The sequence below is a fragment of the Leifsonia sp. NPDC058248 genome, from assembly GCF_042881905.1.
Lineage (GTDB): Bacteria > Actinomycetota > Actinomycetes > Actinomycetales > Microbacteriaceae > Leifsonia.
The window spans coordinates 425,733-445,706 of record NZ_JBHVXB010000002.1; the positions used below are offsets into that span (position 1 = coordinate 425,733).

16 protein-coding genes and 4 tRNA genes are annotated in these 19,974 nt (G+C 65.3%); 4 read left to right on the plus strand and 16 right to left on the minus strand.

Annotated elements, in window-relative coordinates; genetic code table 11:
- Positions 1–18: 18 nt before the first annotated feature.
- From ACFVV5_RS05190 to ACFVV5_RS05210, 5 genes are all read right to left on the minus strand, one after another.
- A complete protein-coding gene (locus ACFVV5_RS05190) occupies positions 19–777 on the minus strand; it encodes an SDR family oxidoreductase (RefSeq protein WP_387239966.1) in 759 nt (252 codons plus the stop codon).
- A gap of 353 nt (positions 778–1,130) precedes the next feature.
- Positions 1,131–2,108, minus strand: a complete 978-nt coding sequence (locus ACFVV5_RS05195) for a hypothetical protein (protein ID WP_387239969.1) — start codon at positions 2,106–2,108, stop codon at positions 1,131–1,133.
- A gap of 427 nt (positions 2,109–2,535) precedes the next feature.
- A complete protein-coding gene (locus tag ACFVV5_RS05200) occupies positions 2,536–3,126 on the minus strand; it encodes a hypothetical protein (RefSeq protein WP_387239972.1) in 591 nt (196 codons plus the stop codon).
- 500 nt (positions 3,127–3,626) lie between these two features.
- Entirely contained in the window at positions 3,627–4,400 is a 774-nt protein-coding gene (locus tag ACFVV5_RS05205) for a DUF4386 domain-containing protein (protein ID WP_387239975.1), read from the minus strand.
- A 105-nt stretch (positions 4,401–4,505) separates the two neighbouring features.
- The gene (locus ACFVV5_RS05210; protein ID WP_387239978.1) at positions 4,506–5,225 is read right to left on the minus strand and encodes a DUF4389 domain-containing protein; all 720 of its coding nucleotides are present in this window, start codon (positions 5,223–5,225) and stop codon (positions 4,506–4,508) included.
- Positions 5,226–5,423: 198 nt separating this feature from the next.
- Between ACFVV5_RS05210 and ACFVV5_RS05215 the strand changes: the two genes are divergently transcribed.
- Together ACFVV5_RS05215 and ACFVV5_RS05220 are read left to right on the plus strand one after the other, a co-directional pair.
- A complete protein-coding gene (locus tag ACFVV5_RS05215; RefSeq protein WP_387239981.1) occupies positions 5,424–5,756 on the plus strand; it encodes a helix-turn-helix transcriptional regulator in 333 nt (110 codons plus the stop codon).
- 47 nt (positions 5,757–5,803) lie between these two features.
- Positions 5,804–7,516 (plus strand): FAD-dependent oxidoreductase, encoded by a 1,713-nt coding sequence (locus ACFVV5_RS05220; protein ID WP_387239984.1) that lies wholly within the window; start codon positions 5,804–5,806, stop codon positions 7,514–7,516.
- A gap of 64 nt (positions 7,517–7,580) precedes the next feature.
- Here the strand turns inward: ACFVV5_RS05220 and ACFVV5_RS05225 are convergent, their stop codons facing one another.
- Both ACFVV5_RS05225 and ACFVV5_RS05230 read right to left on the minus strand, forming a co-directional pair.
- The gene (locus ACFVV5_RS05225; protein ID WP_387239987.1) at positions 7,581–8,966 is read right to left on the minus strand and encodes an alpha/beta fold hydrolase; all 1,386 of its coding nucleotides are present in this window, start codon (positions 8,964–8,966) and stop codon (positions 7,581–7,583) included.
- A gap of 959 nt (positions 8,967–9,925) precedes the next feature.
- On the minus strand, positions 9,926–10,825 hold the full coding sequence (locus tag ACFVV5_RS05230; protein WP_387239990.1) for a helix-turn-helix domain-containing protein: 900 nt from the start codon (positions 10,823–10,825) through the stop codon (positions 9,926–9,928).
- 176 nt (positions 10,826–11,001) lie between these two features.
- Between ACFVV5_RS05230 and ACFVV5_RS05235 the strand changes: the two genes are divergently transcribed.
- Positions 11,002–11,982, plus strand: coding sequence for an aldo/keto reductase (locus tag ACFVV5_RS05235; RefSeq protein ID WP_387239993.1), 981 nt, complete (start codon positions 11,002–11,004; stop codon positions 11,980–11,982).
- Between the two features lie 1,218 nt (positions 11,983–13,200).
- On the opposite strand, the gene ACFVV5_RS05240 is transcribed toward ACFVV5_RS05235, so the two are convergent.
- From ACFVV5_RS05240 to ACFVV5_RS05250, 3 genes are all read right to left on the minus strand, one after another.
- Positions 13,201–13,272: transfer RNA gene (locus ACFVV5_RS05240), tRNA-Val, on the minus strand.
- Between the two features lie 22 nt (positions 13,273–13,294).
- A tRNA-Cys gene (locus ACFVV5_RS05245) sits at positions 13,295–13,368 on the minus strand.
- Between the two features lie 53 nt (positions 13,369–13,421).
- Positions 13,422–13,493, minus strand: a tRNA-Gly gene (locus ACFVV5_RS05250).
- A 163-nt stretch (positions 13,494–13,656) separates the two neighbouring features.
- Between ACFVV5_RS05250 and ACFVV5_RS05255 the strand changes: the two genes are divergently transcribed.
- Positions 13,657–13,732: transfer RNA gene (locus ACFVV5_RS05255), tRNA-Val, on the plus strand.
- A 51-nt stretch (positions 13,733–13,783) separates the two neighbouring features.
- Here the strand turns inward: ACFVV5_RS05255 and ACFVV5_RS05260 are convergent.
- The 6 genes from ACFVV5_RS05260 to ACFVV5_RS05285 form a co-directional block, all read right to left on the minus strand.
- Complete coding sequence (locus ACFVV5_RS05260; RefSeq protein WP_387239996.1) at positions 13,784–14,524, minus strand: hypothetical protein; 741 nt, start codon at positions 14,522–14,524, stop codon at positions 13,784–13,786.
- Positions 14,525–14,648: 124 nt separating this feature from the next.
- A complete protein-coding gene (locus tag ACFVV5_RS05265) occupies positions 14,649–15,389 on the minus strand; it encodes a hypothetical protein (RefSeq protein WP_387239999.1) in 741 nt (246 codons plus the stop codon).
- A gap of 83 nt (positions 15,390–15,472) precedes the next feature.
- The gene (locus tag ACFVV5_RS05270) at positions 15,473–15,835 is read right to left on the minus strand and encodes a type II toxin-antitoxin system PemK/MazF family toxin (protein ID WP_387240002.1); all 363 of its coding nucleotides are present in this window, start codon (positions 15,833–15,835) and stop codon (positions 15,473–15,475) included.
- Positions 15,836–15,881: 46 nt separating this feature from the next.
- Positions 15,882–17,189, minus strand: coding sequence for an ammonium transporter (locus ACFVV5_RS05275; protein WP_387240005.1), 1,308 nt, complete (start codon positions 17,187–17,189; stop codon positions 15,882–15,884).
- A 122-nt stretch (positions 17,190–17,311) separates the two neighbouring features.
- Complete coding sequence (locus tag ACFVV5_RS05280; RefSeq protein WP_387240008.1) at positions 17,312–18,595, minus strand: ammonium transporter; 1,284 nt, start codon at positions 18,593–18,595, stop codon at positions 17,312–17,314.
- 377 nt (positions 18,596–18,972) lie between these two features.
- On the minus strand, positions 18,973–19,974 hold the full coding sequence (locus ACFVV5_RS05285) for a serine hydrolase domain-containing protein (RefSeq protein WP_387240011.1): 1,002 nt from the start codon (positions 19,972–19,974) through the stop codon (positions 18,973–18,975).

The following is a 19,974-nucleotide window of genomic DNA, read 5'->3' on the forward strand; positions in this document are numbered from 1 at the left end:
TGCGGATTCCATGACGGGCTACTTCGCAGACGCCGGCTGAGCCGCGAGCCACTCGGCGAACGTGGTCGTCGACAGCTGTGCGTCCGGGCCGGGCACGAGCTCGGTGCCCGTGATCTTCGTACCGAAGTAGAGCGCGTCAGGGTCGCCGATGACGGTGCGGGGGTCGCCCTTGGCCGCCAGGCCGGTGCGGACGAACTCGTCCTGGGCGATGCGCTCCGGTCCGCCGATCTCGAGCGTTCCGTTGATCGGGTCGCCGGCAGCGACCCGGGCGACAGCAGTCGAGACATCCGCCGCCGCGATCGGCTGCATCAGCCCGGTGCTGAGTATGGCCGTGCCGTCGACGGTCGCCTCGTCGGCGATGCGTCCGACGAACTCGTAGAACTGCGTCGCCCGCACGGTCGAGTACGGCAGGCCCGAGTCCTCGATCAGCTTCTCCTGGGCGACCTTCGCGCGCAGGTATCCGCTGTTCGGCAGGCGCTCCGCACCCACGATGGAGAGCGCGACATGGTGGCCGACCCCGGCCTGGCGCTCGGCGGCGAGCAGATTCGTGGTGGAGGTTGTGAAGAACTCGAGCACGTCGTCGTCGGCGAACGACGGCGAGTTCGAGACGTCCACCACGACGTCGGCGCCCCCGAGCGCCTCGGCGAGTCCCTCGCCGGTGATGGTGTTCACGCCCGAGTTCGGCGAGGCGGCGACGGCCTCGTGGCCGTGCGCGGTGAGGTGTTCGACGACTTTGGAGCCGATGAGGCCTGTTCCTCCGATGACGACGATCTTCATGACTGGTACCTTCCGTCAGTGCCGCGGTGATTCCGCTGGCGTCATGAAGCTCAGACCGGGTACCCGTCGGATCTGTGACAGGGTCGAGGCATCCCACCCTTCGGCATCGGGGCAGCGCCCAGCGGCACCCTTCGGGTGGCGGATGGCGCGGCGACGGCGTCGAGGCGGGCGACGGTGTCATCAGGCTGCATGGGAGATCACGGCAGCTTGCCGGGGCAATCATCCAAAGCACTTGTTAGATGCCGTGCGCGCTGGCGACCACGGTGACCACCGTGAACGTCGTGCCATCCTTCGAGAGGAGTACCGAGGGCTGGCGACGCTTCCCTGCCACCGGATAGGCGTCCTCGGCTGAGCTAGGACATTGCGCGCGGCTTCATGGTTGCGACGACGACCCCTGCGAGCAGGATGGCCACGCCGAGAACCGCGACGAAGCTGCCGATCCACAGCCCCGTGAGGTCGGGCAGGAAAGGATGCGCCTGGGTGTACTGGGTGTAGGTGAAGACCGGCAGCGTAGGGACGCCGGATGCCGCGGAGAGCGCCCGATCGATGGATGCCCGCGCCAGGAGTCCGCCGACCACACCCCCGATGGTCACCAACGCACCGACTACCAGCAGCAGGAGGACAGAGCGGTTCCGGCGACCGGGGTCGGTGCCGGCCCTGCCCGTCTCCTCGCCGCCTAGGTCGTCAGAAAGGGTTGTGCCCGTCGGAGTTGTGAGCTGCGCGAGAACGATTGCGACGACTCCGAGGAACACAGCCGCGGTGATATTGATGATTCCGTCGATCGTGGAGAACGCGAACACCAGCATCATGACGGCCGGCTCGCCGACCAGGCCCACGATCCGAAGGATCGCCCAGGGGACGGCGATCGCGGCCAGTGCCCACGTCGGCGCCCAGTTCCAGGGGCGCGGGACCACGCCGGCGCGCCCGATCTCGATCGCCGCGATCAGGGCGCCGAGGGACTGGATCAGGACGGTGGCGTTGCCGATCGCCAACGTCCACTCGTTGCCACCGGTGGCCGCGTAAATGGTGGACATGACTGGCCCGCCCAGGAGCGTCGCCGTCAGCATCGTCCACACGCCGAGGAACACCAGGGCGGTCGTCCCGAGCGGCCGCCGCGCGGTCACGCTCCCGGAGCCTCGGATGCCGAACGCGAAGAGCACAGTGGCGGCAGAGAAGCAGACCGGTCCGAAGTAGCCCCCTCCAGGTATGAAGGAGCCGATGGGCGGAGTGCCGAGGGACAGAACCGGCGAGACGAGAAGAAGCGCACCGCCGATGGTCCACGCGAGTCGGGTGTCGGCGCTGTTGCTGTCGGATGTATCGCGATTGGTCACAGCTCTCCTTCGAGGTGGACGCCGGCGTGAGGTTGCCGGCCAGTGCGAACCGGTGACGACGTGCGCCCAATTTAGCGGAATTCCCGACTGAGGGACCGGCCAAAGTGTCACCGACCTATTGATCCCGACCTGTCACCGATGTCCTGAGACATGGCTCTCGGTGATCTTTGTCCTGGAGGCCCGGCGGGCACATACTCGGCGCATGAAGGCTCCGCCACGCAACAATCGAGCGCGCACATCGGTCGCTCCTGGATCTGGACGATGTGGAGCTTTGCGTTCTCCGCCGGTGCGATCGCCTTCTTTGTCCAGGGCGTCCGGCAGGGGTGGACACTTGCAGCGCTGATCTTGGTCGGGGCCGCGATCCTCGTTTGCGTTTAGACGGCACAAAGCGCCGTGACAACTGGGCATCCCAGCACGCGTGGCCGAGCTACCGCTCGCTCCAAACAGGCCGCGCCTGCGCAGCCAGCTCAATGAGTGGCGCACTGTCGAGCACGACGCGCGACTCGGGTATACCGAACGCAGGCCACTGAGCGACAACCTCGAGCGGACCTTCCGGTGGCAGCGGCCACAGCCACATGCCGTCGTCGAATCGGTAGAAATCCTCTGACCCACCGCCATTGCCACCGGACAGCGACAGGCTGTGCCGCTCAGGGACCTCGCCGTACATCGACGGTGGCCCGTCCAGGATGAGCTGCTGACCGTCACCGAGCACCACGCCGTAGCGCAGTCGATCGGGGTCGTGCTGGGCGTAGTGGTCGTGCATCTGCCATTGCATCTGCTGCCAGTCCCGCCTGCTCAAGCCACCGCGCCTCAGACGACGGTCAATGAGGAACTCGACGCCGTTGCTGTACACACGCGCTACGGCAACGATCAGCACCACGGTGTCACTCTGCGCGATCACCTCGCCGATCGGGAATAGGGCCGGCAGCTCCGCGTCTGACGGTTTCCACCATGGAGCCGGATCCTGCTGAGAAGCTTCGGTCTGATTGTGAGGTCGATCTGGCGGGAAAAAGTTCACGGGGCAAGACGATCACACGCAGAGTTCTCAACGCAAGAGTCGTGCACTACGACCGAGGAACAGCGACGAAGCAGCTTGGGAGCGATAGCGTCGCCCTGTGCCCGGTCGATGGAGGAAGTGATGTGCCGCGACAGCCGCGCTCGTGATGCTGTGCGTCTGCCTGACCGGGTGCGCGCAGGTGGGCAACTGCGCGGGCCATCGACTTTCGTGGCGGAAGGACAACGTGGGGCGACGGTCGACAGATGCTGTCGGCCGGCCAGCCAGATTTTCCAGTTCAAACCTCTCGATGAGGGTTTCCGCCCGCAGTTTGTCCCGGTCTCCCGCCAGGTAGTTTGTCCGCCGTCGTTCGAGGCCGCAACCAGTGCGACACCGGTCAACACTCATCGCTCCAAAGGAGCGGAAGCCGTCTCAGCGGAGGATCTCTTCCCGGGGGCGCGGCACTACTGCGGTGACGCGTATCTGGGACAGCGTTCTGGCAGGCCTGCTTGTGAAGCCGACGCTCAGGCTGCTGTGGACTGGCTGGTTTCGTTGTAGTCGGCGGTCAGCGGCGTTGGCTTGAAACCCTTGACGATCAGCCAGATACCCAGGGACAGTTCGAACACGGCGACGGGCAGTGCGGCGAGAACGGCGATCGGGGACACGTTCGAGTAGGCGCCGAAGAAGACCGCGATGTCGGAGGCCAGGAGCAGCGGTGCGCCGATGAATGCGACGATCGGGAAGATGCGGGGAACGAGGGCGGACCGGTACAGCATGTAGCCGAGGAGCACGTCGCACGCGACGGGCATCAGGCTTCCGGAGAGCAGGAACGTCCAGTTGTAGCTTGCGAGCAGGCTGTGGCCCATCGTGGCCAGCGCCGCAGGGTTCGTCCCGGCGGTTCCGGCGAGGTCGTTTCGCAGTGTCATGATCGTGAGCAGGCTGACGACGCTGACGAAGATGAGGCAGGTTTCCAGGAGCCGGGCCGCCACCAACCCCAGGGCCGCGGTTTGGTTGATTCGTTTGGTCAGCGGGTACAGCACTATGGCGGTGCTGATGCCGGCCAAGCCGACAATGACCTCGGAGAGCGCGCCCCACTGGAGTGCTGATGTGCTTCCGGCGCCCAGGATGAAGGCGCCGACGTTGTTCTTGATAGGCGCGTACAGCGCCAGCGTCGGGATGGAGACGAACGTGAGCACGTAAAGGATGCCGACGGTCAGGGAGATCCGCCTCGTCGGCAGCATTCGGCGCCGCGGAATATGAACTCTCACCGGAGCGGTGATGTCGGTGTTGGCGGCCATGGTGTGCTCCTTCGAAGGTGCGTTGGCACTAGTTGTGATGGATCGTGCTGCCGGGCGGTGCGCTCCAGGCTTGGGTGCACACCGCTTCCGGATGGTTGGCCCTTCTTAAATCGCTGGCAGTGGATCCGGCCCGATGATGCTGGGGACCTCTGCGGTGGTCGGGGGTTCCTTGCCGCCCATGTCCATGCGGAGTGGTGGGTATTGGTCGGTCATCAGTGCGGCGTAGGCGCTGACTCGGTAGACCCAGCGGTTCATGCCCATGATGAGGTCGAACACGCCGCGGGGGTAGCGGCCGGAGAACAGCAAGACGAGACCGGCGATGAGGACCAGCAGGCCGATGAGGCCGCTGCCGTAGGCCCAAGCATTGCCATCGCGGATCTGGCTGTAGCCGGCGAAGGCGGCACCGGTGAACACGCCGATGATCAGGTAGTGCGGCAGCGCGAGCAGCCACCACTTCACCAACACGAGTCCGCGTGAGAGCTTCTGCGGGTACTCGATGGAAAGTCGGGCCGGGTAGTTCGGATCATCGGCCAGCTTGAACGGCGGATAGCGGTCGGTCCCGAGCGCGCTGTAGGAGTAGTAGCTGACCCGCCACGTCCAGCGCAGCACGCCGACGTTGAAGTCGAAAATCCCCCGCGGATAGCGGCCTGTGATCAGAATCGCGAAGAACGCCACCACCGACAGCACCAGGAAGACGATCCACAAGAAGAACAACACAATGACGTGCGGGATGATCAGCAGCCATTTCACGAGCCATAGCCAGCGGCTCAGACGCTGGGCATGCTCGCCCTCCAATGCAAGGGCGTACGCAGATTGTCGCTCCATGAGAAGTCCTTCCATAGGCCGTGAAGCCGCCCTCGCTCATGGGGGCTCGGCATCACGGCACCGGGCGGGTCTCTCATTCTGGCCAGGTCCGGGGCTTGTGCCGGCGGCTTGGAACTTCCGCGCCGATGTGGGCAACGATATCCTGTTCCAGACGACATGGCAATAGAAACATGTCCTAAATGACAGTAGACTTGTGTCATGGCTGAGTGGGGTTTTCTGACTAATCACTTACATGCGCTCTACTGCGTCGCGCGTCACCCGGGAATCCGGATCCGGGAGATCGCCGAAAGCGTGGGTGTCCAGGAACGGGCGGCACACCGCATCGTGACGGAACTAGTCGAAGGCGGATACCTGACCCGCCGCCGGGTAGGCAGTCGCAACTTCTACGAACTGCATCCGGACCAGCCGATCCGCCGGGAAGGACTGGACGAAGTCGCGGTAGGTGAGATTCTCGACGTGCTCCTCAAACCGAAGCGAGAAACCGCGGCTGAGTCGGCCTTGAAAACTACCGGTCGCGCACCGCAGGCCTGAAGCAACTCAAAGTTCGGCTCGACGGTTCTCGGCAGGGAGGTACGCACATGAATGGCCAGTCTGGCGGACGCGCCGGAGCCCCGCGCTACTCCCCGATAATCCTGATTGTCGACGCGGAAGACTCATCGCGCGACGCCGCATCGACGGCTGTGAAACGAAGATTCGGCGCGGACTACGAGATCCAAGCGGTGGGCTCCGGCGCTCAAGGCCTAGACAGCATCCGTCGCTTCATCGAACGCGGATACGACATAGCCATAATCGCAGCGGACATCGGCCTCCCCGACGTTGACGGCGTGAGTTTCTTGGAGCGTGCTCACGCGCTTGAGAAGCAAGCGACTCGAATTCTTCTAATCCCGATGGATGAAAGTCACACCAATTTTCCGCTTAGCCAGTTCCATCGGGTTCGCCGCGCTACCGCGCTAGGTCAAATCGACCTAGCACTGGTGAAGGGATGGGACACTCCGGAGGAGTGGTTATATCCCCAACTGCAAGAGGCGTTGACAGCCTGGACTCGTGCTCACCGCCCTCAACACCTCGTGTACCGCGTACTGGGGGACCCCTGGGCCCCTCGCTCCCACGAGATCCGAGACATCCTCACCAGGAATGGGATCCCTTTCCGCTTCTTCTCCCTCGAATCCGAGGAAGGTCAGCGGCTCGCGCTCGACCACAAGGTGGATGGCCAACAACTTCCCGCTCTAATACGCCACGACGGGTCCGTTCTGCAGAACCCGTCTTCCGCTCAGATCGCGGCCGCACACGGCATCTCCACCCGCGCTTCGCGAGAAAAGTACGATCTTGCCATTGTTGGCGCAGGACCGGCGGGGCTGGCAGCGGCGGTATTCGGGGCGTCTGAGGGGCTCCAAACCGTCGTCATCGAGGGCCAAGCCATCGGCGGCCAAGCTGGCACGAGCTCAATGATCCGCAACTACCTTGGATTTCCGCGCGGCATCAACGGCAGTGAGCTCGCTCACCGGGCATGGGAGCAGGCCGTCCTGCTGGGCGCCGAGTTCGTATTCACTCACGAGGCGCTGGCGGTGGAGGCCGATGGCGACGGGCTGATCCTCACATTGACCGACGAGGAACCGATCCGAGCGGATGCCGTCATCATCGCTACCGGGGTCACGTACCGCCGATTGGGCGTTCAGGCGCTCGATCGGTTGACCGGGGTCGGAGTGTTCTACGGTGCCGCGGGTGTCGAGGCACCGGCCTTTTCCGGTGAACCGGTCGCTGTCATCGGCGGCGCCAATTCCGCCGGGCAGGCCGCGCTACACCTCGCCAGCTTTGCGAGCGAGGTCGTCATGGTCGTCCGCGGGCACTCGCTCACAGCCGGGATGTCCCGCTATCTCATTGACCAAATCGAAGCCACATCCAACATCCGGGTGGTGCTCAGCGCGCGCGTCATCGAGGGGTACGGCGATGCGCGCCTGAACGCCCTGCAAATCGAAGACACCGACTCAGCTGAGCGAACAACTCTCGCCGTGAGCGCAGCATTCGTCCTGATCGGAGCAGAGCCACACACAAGTTGGCTGGTAAGCGTGAGTCGAGACGACCGCGGATTCGTCTATACCGGCTCGGACGTACCCCCGGAATATTGGCCGGCCACTCCCCCGCCGTTACCTTTCGAGACAAATCTGCCCGGTGTTTTCGCGGCTGGTGATGTGCGGTTTGGGTCTATCAAGCGGGTTGCCGGCGGGGTCGGCGAGGGATCCGTCGCAGTTGGGTCTGTCCACCAGTACTTGCGCGGCCGGATGAAAGCATGATCAGGTCAGCAGCGGCATAGCACCCGCTACACCGTTCCGGGTAACCTGTCGCCTCGCGCGAGTATCACCTGACCAGCGGCGCAGAACTCCTCACCGACGTGACGACGTCGAGGATCGCTTGAGTGGTCTTGGCGGCATATTTCTCGTCCGTCAGCAGGGCCGCGTGGGTGGCGCCGGCGATGACTCGGTGTGCGCTGTTAGTCGACAAGGTGGCCATGGCGTCCTGCTTTGCGGGCCAGTCGGCAGTGCTTCCGTTGCCAGCGGTCAGCACGACCAAGGGTTTGTCGGCGAAGCTGACGAGAGTGGCAGCTTGCTCCATCGAGGAGTTCGCCTCGACGTACTCATCAATCGTGCTTCCCAGCTGGCCGGCTTTCGCCACGCTGGCGCGTGCCTCGTCCCGGGATGCCGGCGGTAGGCTGCCCCAGTCGAACTGGCCGTAGAGCCGGCCTAGACCGAAGCGAGCAAAGCTCGAAGCCAAAGCGGAGACGCGACCCATGACGTTGTACGAGTCCCCAGCATCCGTCGCAGCCGAGCTCGGTCTCGGCCTCGGAGCCGTGGAGTCGATTAGCACCATTCCGACCACTTCGTCGGGGTAAAGGGCTGCGAAGGATTGCACGTAGAGGCCGCCGAACGAATGGCCGGCCAACACGTAGGGACCCGCGACGTTTCCGCGATGTAGCAATGCGTGCAGGTCGGTCGCGATCTGCCTTCCATCCTGGGGCGCGCTTGCGGGCTGGCTCCACCCACGACCTGCACGGTCGTAGACACATACTCGGGTGTCACGAGCCACAGCGGGCGCAATCCAACCGAGATCAGCGGACATCTCGCCTGCGCCTGGTTCCAACACGACGGTGGGGCTGCCCGAGCCCGTGCAACTCAGGTGCAGGTTGTGTCCGCCGACGTTGATCAGCTGACCTTCCATCGGGTGGGCGCTTGCATCCACCGCTTCGGCGACGGTCTCGTAGCCGCCGCTGATCGAGGCAACAGCCAGCAATCCGATAACTGGGTAGAGAAGCCAGCGTCCGCTCCGACTACGAAGGTGTCGATGGATCTGGATAGCCATCCAAATCACCAAGGCGAGCAAGGCGGGCGGCCACACCCAATTGAGCACCCCGTGTACTGATGAGCCGAATACCACCAGCAGGAGACCGCCCAGTCCCATGAACGTTGCGGGAATCGCAGCCCACCGTTGGGGCTGATCGGTGAACCGAATGGAGAGCACTGCCAACATCGCCCAGCCCAGCGCAAAGCCCAGGAGGGCTGCTCCGGTGACTGCGCTTTCCTCTGGCCGGATGAACGGGGCGGCAACGAGGAGGAGAGCGGCGATGAGTCCGGTGGCCAACGAACCGGCCACGATCAAACCGATGTGTCGCCTCGGGCGCGCATTGGGTCGGGGCGGACGGTCCGGGTCCTTGCCGTTCACGGTGGGCTTGGTCGGGATGGTAGTCACGATGGACTCGATTCCATGCGCTGCTGGCGTCGCGGGGATGCAGCTGCTCTGCACTTGTGGCGCGTGCCGTCAGCTGGAGGCTAACACTATGACAGGGCCATCGGAACGCCGGGTCTTGCTCGAGACCATTTTGGAAGGCGGGGAGGAGCCTTGGGCGAAGAAAGCTTGTCGTCTTCTAGCCAACTGGCGGGTGTTTTCCAGCCATCACCGACGAGATCCTCCTGCCTTGTCGCGAAGGGGCGACTGATGCTGCTCCAGCCCCACCGCTCCTCCAGAGCTGGCAGCAGGGCTTCTAGATGGGGCAGGACTTTTCCTGGCGAGCGAAGGCTGAACTGGAACCACGGAAATCGCAGGCGCCCAGCGATCTCCACGGCGTACAGGCCTCGCTCTGCGACGGCCCGCCTTACGGCGTCCTCTTCCCGCCCGAGGAACGCGGCAGCGTCCCGAAGCGACAGAGTCGCTCGCATCTCCGACAGCCACCACTCCATCGAGTCGAGTTGGAATGCACCGCGGTCAATCCTGGCTTCAGTTTCGCTGAGCTCATCTGCCGTGAAAGTCCCGGACTCGATCAGAAATGCCCTCTGCTCGTCGGACAACGCGCTCGGCGCCACCGGCGAGAGGGTCCTCGCACCACAGCGCGGAAAAGCGGCCTTCCGTCATCCGATGCCCACACGCCCTGCTCGTCGACTCGACGGACGACGGCTGCGCCTGCCAGGCGATGTTGAAACCGGAACTGCTGCGGGATTCCATTGCCGCCTTGTTCGCCCTATCGGAGAAGGACGTCCGGCTTCAGCGTGTGACAGCGCCATTAGACGGTGGCCCGGATAACAACGCAGCGCAACGAGCTGGCCGGCAATTGCTAACCCGACCGCAACCGGATCCTGCGCCGGGCAATCACCGGGTCGAGCATTCAGCGCAAGATCAAGTCCGGTTCAGGTGCGCTCTGAGCGGAATACCTGTCAGGAAGGCGATGCGTCGGTTGGTGCGGTCGTACGACTCTCGGTGTTGTCAGTGGCGGCCCAGCTGGCGAGGAGTTTCAGGGCGTCGGCTGTGGTTGAGCCCGGGGTGGCGCTGTAGGCGATGAGTTGGAGCCCGCGGTCGGACGAGAGATTCATCGCTTCGAAGGCGAGATCGAGGTCGCCGACGATGGGGTGGGTGAGGAGTTTTACGCCGGTTCGGTGTTCGCGGACGTCGTGGGATGCCCAGAGTGTGCGGAAACGGTCGCTGCGGGTGGAGAGTTCGCCGATCAGGTCGCTGAGGATGCGATCGTGCGATGAGCGGCCGGCCTCGCTACGGAGTAACGCGACGGTCTGGTAGGCGGCGTCGTCCCAGTCGCGGTAGAAGACGTCCGCGCGCGGGTCGAGGAAGAGGAATCGTCCGAAGTTCGCTGGGCGCCGGGGCTGCACGTACAGCTCGGAGAACACGGCGTGGCCGAGCTGGTTGGTGGCGAGGATGTCGAGGCGCCCGTTCTGGACGAATACGGGCACGTCGTGCATTGAGTCGATGAGCTGCTGGAGCCCGGGTCGGATGTCTTGCGTCTTGGTGCTGCCTCGGCGGCGTTGGGGGTGGATGCCTTCGTTGGCGGCGCGGACGAGGTCGTAGAGGTGGGAGCGTTCGGCGTCATCGAGCTGTAGTGCGCGGCTGACTCCCTCGAGCACGACTTCGGAGATGCCCTTGGCGTTGCCACGTTCGAATCGGACGTAGTACTCGACGCTCATACCCGCCAAGAGGGCGACCTCTTCGCGGCGGAGCCCTGGCACGCGGCGACGTCCGCCGAAGTTCGGCAGGCCGGCCTGTTCAGGCGTGAGCCTGGCCCGTCGGGAGGTCAGGAACTCGCGGATGTCGTTGGCTGAGTCCATGTTTCGAATCTACGTCAGCGCTCCGGCGTTAGGGGGTCCCTGCTGTTAACCGGAAAGAGCGGGACTCCCTCGACTGCGGCGGAGCGCGTTGACTCGTCGCCATGACGAAGCCGTGAACGTTGGTTCATCACCGGCACTGGCCGAGCATCCGCACAACACGAAGAAGGAAGCACACCATGAAGCACGCCCACCTCGGAGACCTCGACGTCTCCCGCATCGGCCTCGGCGCCATGACAATGGCCGGCACCTACACAACTGAGGGAGCGCTGGATCACAGCGAGTCCATCCGCACGATCCAGCGCGCCCTGGACCTGGGGGTTACCCACATCGACACCGCGGAGATCTATGGCCCGTACCTCAGCGAGAAGATCGTCGGCGACGCCATCAAGAACCGTCGGGACGAGGTAAAGATCGCGACGAAATTCGGCCTCGTCTCACATGCCGGCGGTGGCCCGGGAATCACCGACAGCAGCGCCGCCAACATCCGCGCCGCTGTGGAAGGCTCGTTGCACCGACTCGGAACCGACCACATCGACCTCTACTACCAGCACCGCGTCGACCGGAACACGCCGATCGAGGAGACCGCCGACGCAGTCGCCGAACTGATCGCCGAAGGCAAGGTGCTGCACTTCGGTCTGTCAGAAGCCTCGCCTGACACCATCCGCCGCGCCCACGCTGTGCAGCCGGTATCGGCGCTGCAGACCGAATACTCGCTCTGGACCCGAGACGTCGAGGCCGAAATCCTTCCCCTGCTGCGCGAGCTCGGCATCGGATTCGTCCCGTACTCGCCGCTCGGCCACGGCCTCCTGACCGGTCAGATCCGCACGGTCGACGACTTCGCGGACGACGACTGGCGCAAGAGCAACCCGCGCTTCATCGGCGAGAACTTCACCCGCAACCTCCGCATCGTCGACGAGGTGCAGGCGATCGGCGCCGAGATCGGAGCAACCCCCGCCCAGACCGCGCTCGCGTGGATCCTCACCCGCGGCGACGACATCGCGCCCATCCCCGGCACCCGTCGCGTCACACGCGTCGAGGAGAACACCGCAGCCGACAGCATCGAGCTCAGCACGGACCAGCTAGACCGGTTGGACTCCCTCGAACCCGCGGCCGGCGAACGCCACGACGGGAACAACATGGCGTCCATCGACCGCTGACCCCAGCGAACGCTCCCGAAACGGCCCGACTGTTAGGACAAGACATCGGCGACGATAGCGGATCCCTCAGCGAGACAGTGGACGAAGCTGGTCCTCGGTCACCGGGAATGACAAGGTTCGATCCAGTCCGGTTCCATGTCTCAAGGGTAACGATCCACCCACCGAGGGTATCCGCAAGCCGATCGTCTAGCGTGCTGTGAGATGTTCTAGCGGACCTTGTTGGAGCAACCGACGTAGTTTGTCGGCACGGCTAGGCCGACAACTACCCGGCGCCATCCTCGCTCGCGCGAGTTTGGGATGTCGCTCTCGTGTTCTCCTTGCCCGTCCGGCGCAAGAAAACCGACCCGTTGGCGGGCCTCCCTGGCACGTCGAAGTCGTTGGCGTCGAGTTGGAGGAGGTCTCGATGACGAATCTCAAGGACGCCGAATCGTCCATAGGCAACGGGCACGATGAGCGAGGCGCGGCTATCGACCGGCGTCCGCATGAGGACATCGGTAGTGGGCGCGCTCGCCGGAGTTCCAAGCCACGCCGCCGCCCCAAGACAAGCAGGCTTGATAGCGCCATCGATGCGAATAGCGCCAAGATTATTACCACAGCAGCGCCCTGGACGACCACGACGAATACGAAACCCGGTCACAATCGCTATTCCCTCCGTCCAGCGACTCGAAGATCATTGGCTTATGCGAGAAGGCGAGTTAGACGCTGGCACTAAAGGAACCGTTGCGGAACCTATGCGCCTTGCACTTCCGCTCTCGGGAGGCGGGTATCGAGCCATGCTCTTTGCCGCAGGCTGCATGCTCGGGGTCGCGGATTCTGCGGCATTTGGAATCGTGTGACCGAGGCGTTCGATACGCGGGGCATCGGCGGTGGTGTCACGAACTGCGTAATGGGCTGTACTGGGCATACCTGTCTCCTTGGATGCTTGTTAGCTATCCAGGAACCAGGTCGCCTGGTCGTGTATCCGGCCGTCTGGCGTCTGCGCACCGGGTGGTGCGTGTCCTTTCTCGAGACGGGCCTTTCCGCCTCTGCGCTTTAGTTTCGCGCTGTTCATTTGTATGAGCTGGACGTTAGTAAAAAGGCCGAAGCTGTCGCAAACTGACATATTGCCTAGAACTCGCCTAATCGCGGACCCCACGCTGACCCCACGACGGAGCACGTTCACCCAAAACAAAGCCCGAAAACGAAGAAAACCCCCGGTTTCCCGGGGGCTTCTCTCTGTGGGCGATACTGGGATCGAACCAGTGACCTCTTCCGTGTCAGGGAAGCGCGCTACCGCTGCGCCAATCGCCCAGACCCACGTTTTACTGCGGGCTGGAGGTGGATACGGGATTCGAACCCGTGTATACGGCTTTGCAGGCCGCTGCCTCGCCTCTCGGCCAATCCACCGTTTGGGTTCACCACCGTAGTGAGAGGCCCGATCTTTCGATCGGGCCGACTCGAGCGGATGACGAGATTCGAACTCGCGACCCTAACCTTGGCAAGGTTATGCGCTACCACTGCGCCACATCCGCAACTGTGTTCCGCATCGCTGCGGCACTTCAATGACTTTAGCTGATGGGATCGTCGATTTCAAAACCGGTGACGTAACCGGGTGTGTCGCATGCCGGATGTGCGTCGGAGCCCGATCGTCGGCTAGTATCGAGTCTCGCAGCCGGGATTCTCCGGCACAGTTCAGGGCGATTGGCGCAGTTGGTAGCGCGCTTCCTTCACACGGAAGAGGTCATCGGTTCGAGTCCGGTATCGCCCACCAGTAACCGCCCCGGGTCGACCGGGGTTCTTTCATTTCGCGACGCTGTCGAGCTCACTCTGCGCGGGCGACGATGTCCCGCATCGCGGCCACTTGGTGGTGCCCCGCCTCGACCAGGTTCGTCAGCGCCGGATAGTCCTGGGCCTTGACCACCACCTTCATCTCCGCGACCAGACTGGTCAGCGCGTCGTTGGCCGCGTTCCACTCCTCGGAGATGTTCTCCGGAGCATCGAGCCCTTTCAGCTGCTTGGCGTTGAGCGCGAGCTTGACGGAGTTGGCGACCACGAGCGGATTGTTGAACTCCGTCATCGCGGTGGACATCGCGTTCAGGCCCTTCTCGAAGTCGTTGAGGTGTTTGCCGGCCGACGTCTTGAAGCGGGCGGGGTCGACCGCAGGCGGGTCCGTGGTCGGCTCCGGGCTCGGCTCGATGGTCGGCGCGGTGATCGGCTCGCCGGTCGGCTCCGGGCTCGGCTCCGCGGTCGGTCCGGCCGTCGGTTCCGGCGTGGGCTCTGTCGTCGTTGGCGCTATCAGTGACGGCGTCGGCACGGGCGTGGCGGTCTCCGACGGCGTTTCGAGAGCGAGCGGAGGCGGTGTCGGCGTCGGTGTCTGGGTGGTCCCCGCCGTCTGCGCGTCGATGGTCGCGACCTGGGTGGCCGCGGTGGTGATTCCGGCGACGAGGAGGATCGCGACGATGATCGCAGTGACGATGAACCAGGCGCGCTTCCACAGCGGCTTCTTCGGCGCACCGTCAGGCCCATCGGGACCGGGATCGGAATCGAGATCGGGATCGGACATGAGGACCCTCTCGCGCGTCGAACGGAAGCCTCACTGTGGCACGCACCGCCGGCATCCGGAATCACTCCGATCGGGTGATCCCGCGCGCGTGATCACCCGCGAAGGTCGGGGTGCCCTGGCCCGCCTACGGCGATTTGACGACGCACGAACGCAGGTACAGGAAGTCCGCCTGCCGGATGGTGCCGTTCGGTGCCGTGATTATTCCGTCGACGCTCTCGATGATCGCCTGCGCCTTCCCCGTTGCGTCCTCGGCCAGCTTCGCGGAGTTGATGTACGGGGCCCAGTCGTGCGAGAACTCATTCAGCCTGTCGATGACGTACGTCAGCGCCAGGTTCGGATCGATGGGCTGGTAGTCGATGCCAGAGCGCTGCTCTTCCGCCTGAGCCTGCGCATCGATGACTTTCCGGAGTCCCTGGCACATGAGTCCGCGAACGAGCTTCTCGGCGAGCTCGTCGACGTATTGCTCGAACTTCGGGTTGCGATCCCCTCCCATGAAGGCGGCGGCGGCAAGAGCGTAGGCGTCATCGGGGATGCCCAGGTCGATGTCCATGGCGGTCTGGGCGGCCGTCCCGATCCGCGCGTAGGCGTCTTTGTACTCGTTGAGTTCCCGGATGAGCTGATCACCGGCCGTATCGACTTCGGACGACGTCGTCGCCTTCGTGAACACGGGCGGGGCGTCATGCTCGCCCGCTCGCGCTGTCGCCGAGAGGTCGCCGAAGATCGCTTTGAGGTCGGATTTCGCCGCCGCAATGCCTTCTTTGATGACAGAGGGCGGTGGATCCCCATGACATGCGGTGAGCGCCAGTGTCACGGTGACGGTGAGGGCAAGGCCCGTCCAGAGCCTCCCATGCGCCGGGTTTCGCACGATCGCCTGCTTCCGTGTCGTCGTCGACGGTTCCGGCCTACACCTTCGAGAAAGCCGATGTCTATAGCTGAGAGAATCTCATCTCAGCGCCAGCCGTAACGGGCGCTCAACGCCGTGCGCACGGCACCGAACCGCCGGGCGTCGAGGGCGGCGGCTTCGCGTCGCATCCCCTGCTGATGCACGCGGAAGACGCGGTCGATCATGACGTAGCTCGATCGACCCTTGCTGTCCCACGCTCCGGTCCCGATCGACAACTGGTCGGAACGCCCCGGATGCTCTTGGCTGGTCAGCTGCACGGCGAGCACGGTTCCTGTGGCCTCCCTCGCGACGACGAGCACCGGGCGGTCCTTTCCTCGGCCGTCCCGCTCCTCGTACGGCACCCAGGTCCACACGATCTCGCCGGGGTCGGCGTCGCCGTCGGTCCGCGGCGTATAGGTCGTGGTCACGCGGCCGAGACGACGTGGGTCCACTTCGACCGTGGCGGCGGCTCCGCTACGGCCCGGCTCGACCGCCGGCCGGGTCGCCGGCTCGGTCTGATTCGGCCGGAACAGGCTCGCCACGGCGCGCAGGAATCTCATCGGGCTCGGCATCGTCCGAAGGATACCGGACCCGCGTGAGGCCGATCGTGTACCGCAACGCGACGGCGACCAGCAGCGAGAGGAAGAACGAACCGGCGGCCACGGTGATCCCGGCGACGGCTTGCGAGACGAAGAGGTCGAAGTTCCCGCTCTCGATCAGTCCCCCGCCGCTGGAGAACAGTCCGATGTAGAAGAGCCCGACCAGGCTGGCGACGATGTGGATGACGCAGATCGCCATCGGAACGCCGAAGCGTGCCCGTGCGGCGAGGTCGACCATCGTCGCGCACGCGAGCGCGGCCAGGGCTCCCAGCAGGAGCGACCAGCCGGTGGTCACCACCCCGGATGCCGGCGCGATCGCCACCAGGCCGGAGACCGCCCCGCAGAGGGCGCTGGTGATGGTCGGACGCCGCAGCATCACCCGGTCGACGATGATCCAGGTCAGCGCGCCGCCCGCCGACGCGATGAGGGTGTTGATCCAGATCAGCGACGAGAAGGCGTCGACGGCGCCCTCCGAGCCGACCGTCAGCCCGAACCAGCCGAACCAGATCAGCGAGCCGCCCGTGGCGACCAGAGGAAGACTGTGGATGCCTGTCGGCGGATGACCCCGCCGCCCGCACGCGAGGATGACGCCCGCCGCTCCGCTCCCCGCCGCGAGGCTCACCGGGAGGGCGCCACCGAAGTCGACCACGTTCATCCCGGCCACCGCCCAGCCGTCGGAGAGGGCGAAGACCGCGTAGCAGGCGGGGAACAGCACCAGCAGCGACCAGACACCGACGAACACGACCCAGGCACGGAGGGTGACGCGCGAGGCGACGGCCGCCCCGAGGATCGCGACAGCGACGGCGCACAGCGCAACCAGGTAGCCCGCGCGGGCGAGCGGGTACGGGTCCGCATCGGCGAGGCCGTGCGGCCCGAGTCCGCCGAGAAGCGAGGCGAGCCCCCAGTCGGGCATCCCGAGCACGTGAGGGATGAGCGCCGGCCCGGCGATCAGGCCATATCCGCCCGCGACCGCGAGGACGACGACGACCGCTGTGCCGGAGAGCGCGGCCCGGAACGCCTGCGCCGCACCGGCCCGACCCGACATCCCTCCGTAGAAGAGGGCGACGCCGGGGACGATCAGCATGACCATGGACGCACTGACGAGCATCAGCAGCGTGTCCGTCAGCTGGCCCGCCGTGGGCGCGGCGGCCCCGGCGGACGCGTCAGCGAGCCACGTGACCATAGCCCTCCTCCTCCGCGCCGGCTGGCATTCACCCTAGCGTCCGGCACGCGCCGGTCGCGTCGCACGCAAGCGGGGTGCCGCCCGAAGGCGACACCCCGCTCACTGCTGTGTTCGTGTAGGGATCAGACGGGCTCGAGGGCGTAGCCCTCTTCGCCGTGCACCACCGTGTCGACGCCGGCCAGCTCGTCCTCGTTCTTGATGCGGAAGCCCATCGTCTTCTGGATGATCCAGCCGATGGCGTACGCCAGGACGAACGAGTAGATCAGCACGGCGAAGGCGCCGACCGCCTGCACCCCGAGCTGCTGGAAGCTGCCGCCGTAGAGGAGGCTGGAGAACGCATCCGTCGGCTCGCCCTTCGAGTTGTAGACGTGGGTGAAGCCGAAGATGCCGATGTAGAGCGTTCCGATCAGACCACCGATGAGGTGGATGCCGACCACGTCGAGCGAGTCGTCGAAGCCGAGCTTGAACTTGAGGTCGATCGCGAGGCAGCACACGGCGCCGGCGATGACGCCGAGCAGGATCGCGAACCCAGGGGTCAGGATGTTACAGGCCGGGGTGATCGCGACCAGGCCGGTCACGGCTCCGGATGCGGCACCGATCGACGTCGGTTTGCCGTCCTTGAGCTTCTCGACGATCAGCCAGCCGAGGATCGCGGCGGCCGGGGCGGCGAGCGTGTTGATCCAGGCGATCGCTGCGACGCCGTCGACAGCGGCCTCGGAACCGGCGTTGAACCCGAACCATCCGAACCACAGGAGCGCGGCGCCGAGGAGCGTGAGCGGGACGTTGTGCGGTTTCGACATGCCCTTCTGGAAGCCGACGCGCTTGCCGAGCACCAGTGCGAGCGCCAGGCCGGCCGCACCGGCGTTGATGTGGACCGCAGTACCACCCGCGAAGTCGTTCACGTGCAGCACGGCCGGAGCCCAGCCGTCCGCGAGGTTGAACACCCAGTACGCCACCGGGAAGTAGACGACGGTGACCCAGACGCCGGCGAAGACCATCCAGGCGCCGAACTTGGCACGGTCGGCGATCGCACCGGAGATCAGGGCGACGGTGATGATCGCGAAGGTGGCCTGGAAGCCGGCGAACGCGAGCTTGTTCATGTCGGGGGTGATGCCGTCGCTGCCCATGAGGCTGGAGAGTCCCCAGTCGGGTGTGCCCAGGAAGTGCGGGATCGACGGCGGGCCGAATGAGAGGCCGTACCCGTAGAGCACCCAGAGGACGCCGACGATGGCCATGGCGCCGAAGCTCATCATCATCATGCTGATGACGCTCTTCGCCCGGACCATGCCACCGTAGAAGAAGGCCACGCCCGGGGTCATCAAAAGGACAAGTGCTGCGGCGACGAGAAGCCAGAGCGAGTCAACACTCGTCTTGGCGTCGTAGCTGGCTGCCAGGTGTAGCAACATACGAATGGTCTGCCTCTCTGTGAATGCTCACGGTGTCCCCGGTGGTGCGGGTGGGAACGCTTCGGGGTGTCGCCCAGTTTTGTCGCGAGAGGTTTCGGTCGAAGGATGCTCGTGTTTCGCGAGTGTTACGCATCGCTGATGCATGTAAACATCGTGTTTCGCACAGCAGCGAATGGCGTGGAAGTGTGCCGCGCTCGCAACTCCGGAACGGATGCCCGACACGCCGCGCCGCTACGACCAACTCCGGACCGTTCGGCCGGGCCACGACCAGAGTTCCGGAGTTACCGCGTGCTGTCGATCGACGACGTCTGGTCGAATTCGGCCAGCGCGGCCGCAGCAGAGGGCGGCGCCTGGAAGACGCGCACGGGCCCGCCGCGTCAGCCGAGCAGGTCCGCCAGCCGGCGCGCGACCGGCCAGGCGCCGTCGGACGTGTTCGAGACCACCGTGACCGTGGTTCCGGATGCCCGGCGGTGCCAGCTGCGGAAGGAGACCCCCGCGTCGTACCCTTCGAGCACGATCGCGCCGTCGGCATCCCGCAGCCAGAACCCGAGTCCGTAGCCCATCCCGTCTCCGGCCTCGCTGCGTCGAGCGAGCATCCGGTCGACCATCGGCTCCGGCACGATCCGGCCGCCCAGGAGCGCCGGCCAGAAGTGCCCGAAGTCGGCTGCCGTCGAGTACGCCCCGCCGTCGCCGCTTCCGCGCACGGGCAGATGGAAGACGTTGGTGCGGTCGACACCGTCGATCGGCAGGTAGCCGAGCGCGGCGTCCCCCGGCAGTTCGTCCGATCGCGGGAATCCGGTCGTGTGCAAACCGGCCGGTTCGCAGACGCGCGTTCGCGCGAGCTCCCGGAAGGGCAGTCCGGCCGCGCGCTCGGCGATCAGCGCGAGCACCACGTACCCACCGTTGCAGTACGAGAACCGCTCCCCCGGTGAGAATTTCGCCGGATGCCCGCCCAGTACGCGAAGGTAGTCCTCCGTCTCGACGAGCTCGTGCACGGGCACCGGGAGAACGTAGTCGGTGATCTCGCCTTCCGCCTCTTCGTCGAAGTAGTCCCCGATCCCCGAGCGGTGGGCCAGGAGGTGTTCCACGGTCACGCCGTCGTCGATCTCCGGCAGGTCCGAGCCGAGCACCGAGCGGGCCGTCGTATCGAACGCGAGGGTGCCATCCGACACCCGCGACGTCACGGCGAGCGCTGTGAGCCCTTTGACCCCGCTCGCGATGCCGAACCGCGTGGCGATCGTGTTCGGGATGACGTGGCCGCGATCGGCGAGCCCGTACGCGCCGTCGAAAACCGGCTCGTCCCCGTGACGTACCGACACCGCTCCGGAGAATCCGGTCTGGACGGCGAGGGCGTCGATGTCGGCCGCGAGCTCGCGCAC

Coding starts and splice junctions, on each gene's coding strand:
- ACFVV5_RS05235 (WP_387239993.1), top strand. CDS start 11,002: ATGAAGCACGCCCACCTCGGAGACCTCGACGTCTCCCGCATCGGCCTC.
- ACFVV5_RS05230 (WP_387239990.1), bottom strand. CDS start 10,825: ATGGACTCAGCCAACGACATCCGCGAGTTCCTGACCTCCCGACGGGCC.
- ACFVV5_RS05280 (WP_387240008.1), bottom strand. CDS start 18,595: ATGTTGCTACACCTGGCAGCCAGCTACGACGCCAAGACGAGTGTTGAC.
- ACFVV5_RS05190 (WP_387239966.1), bottom strand. CDS start 777: ATGAAGATCGTCGTCATCGGAGGAACAGGCCTCATCGGCTCCAAAGTC.
- ACFVV5_RS05205 (WP_387239975.1), bottom strand. CDS start 4,400: ATGGCCGCCAACACCGACATCACCGCTCCGGTGAGAGTTCATATTCCG.
- ACFVV5_RS05260 (WP_387239996.1), bottom strand. CDS start 14,524: ATGTCCGATCCCGATCTCGATTCCGATCCCGGTCCCGATGGGCCTGAC.
- ACFVV5_RS05215 (WP_387239981.1), top strand. CDS start 5,424: ATGGCTGAGTGGGGTTTTCTGACTAATCACTTACATGCGCTCTACTGC.
- ACFVV5_RS05220 (WP_387239984.1), top strand. CDS start 5,804: ATGAATGGCCAGTCTGGCGGACGCGCCGGAGCCCCGCGCTACTCCCCG.
- ACFVV5_RS05210 (WP_387239978.1), bottom strand. CDS start 5,225: ATGGAGCGACAATCTGCGTACGCCCTTGCATTGGAGGGCGAGCATGCC.
- ACFVV5_RS05275 (WP_387240005.1), bottom strand. CDS start 17,189: ATGGTCACGTGGCTCGCTGACGCGTCCGCCGGGGCCGCCGCGCCCACG.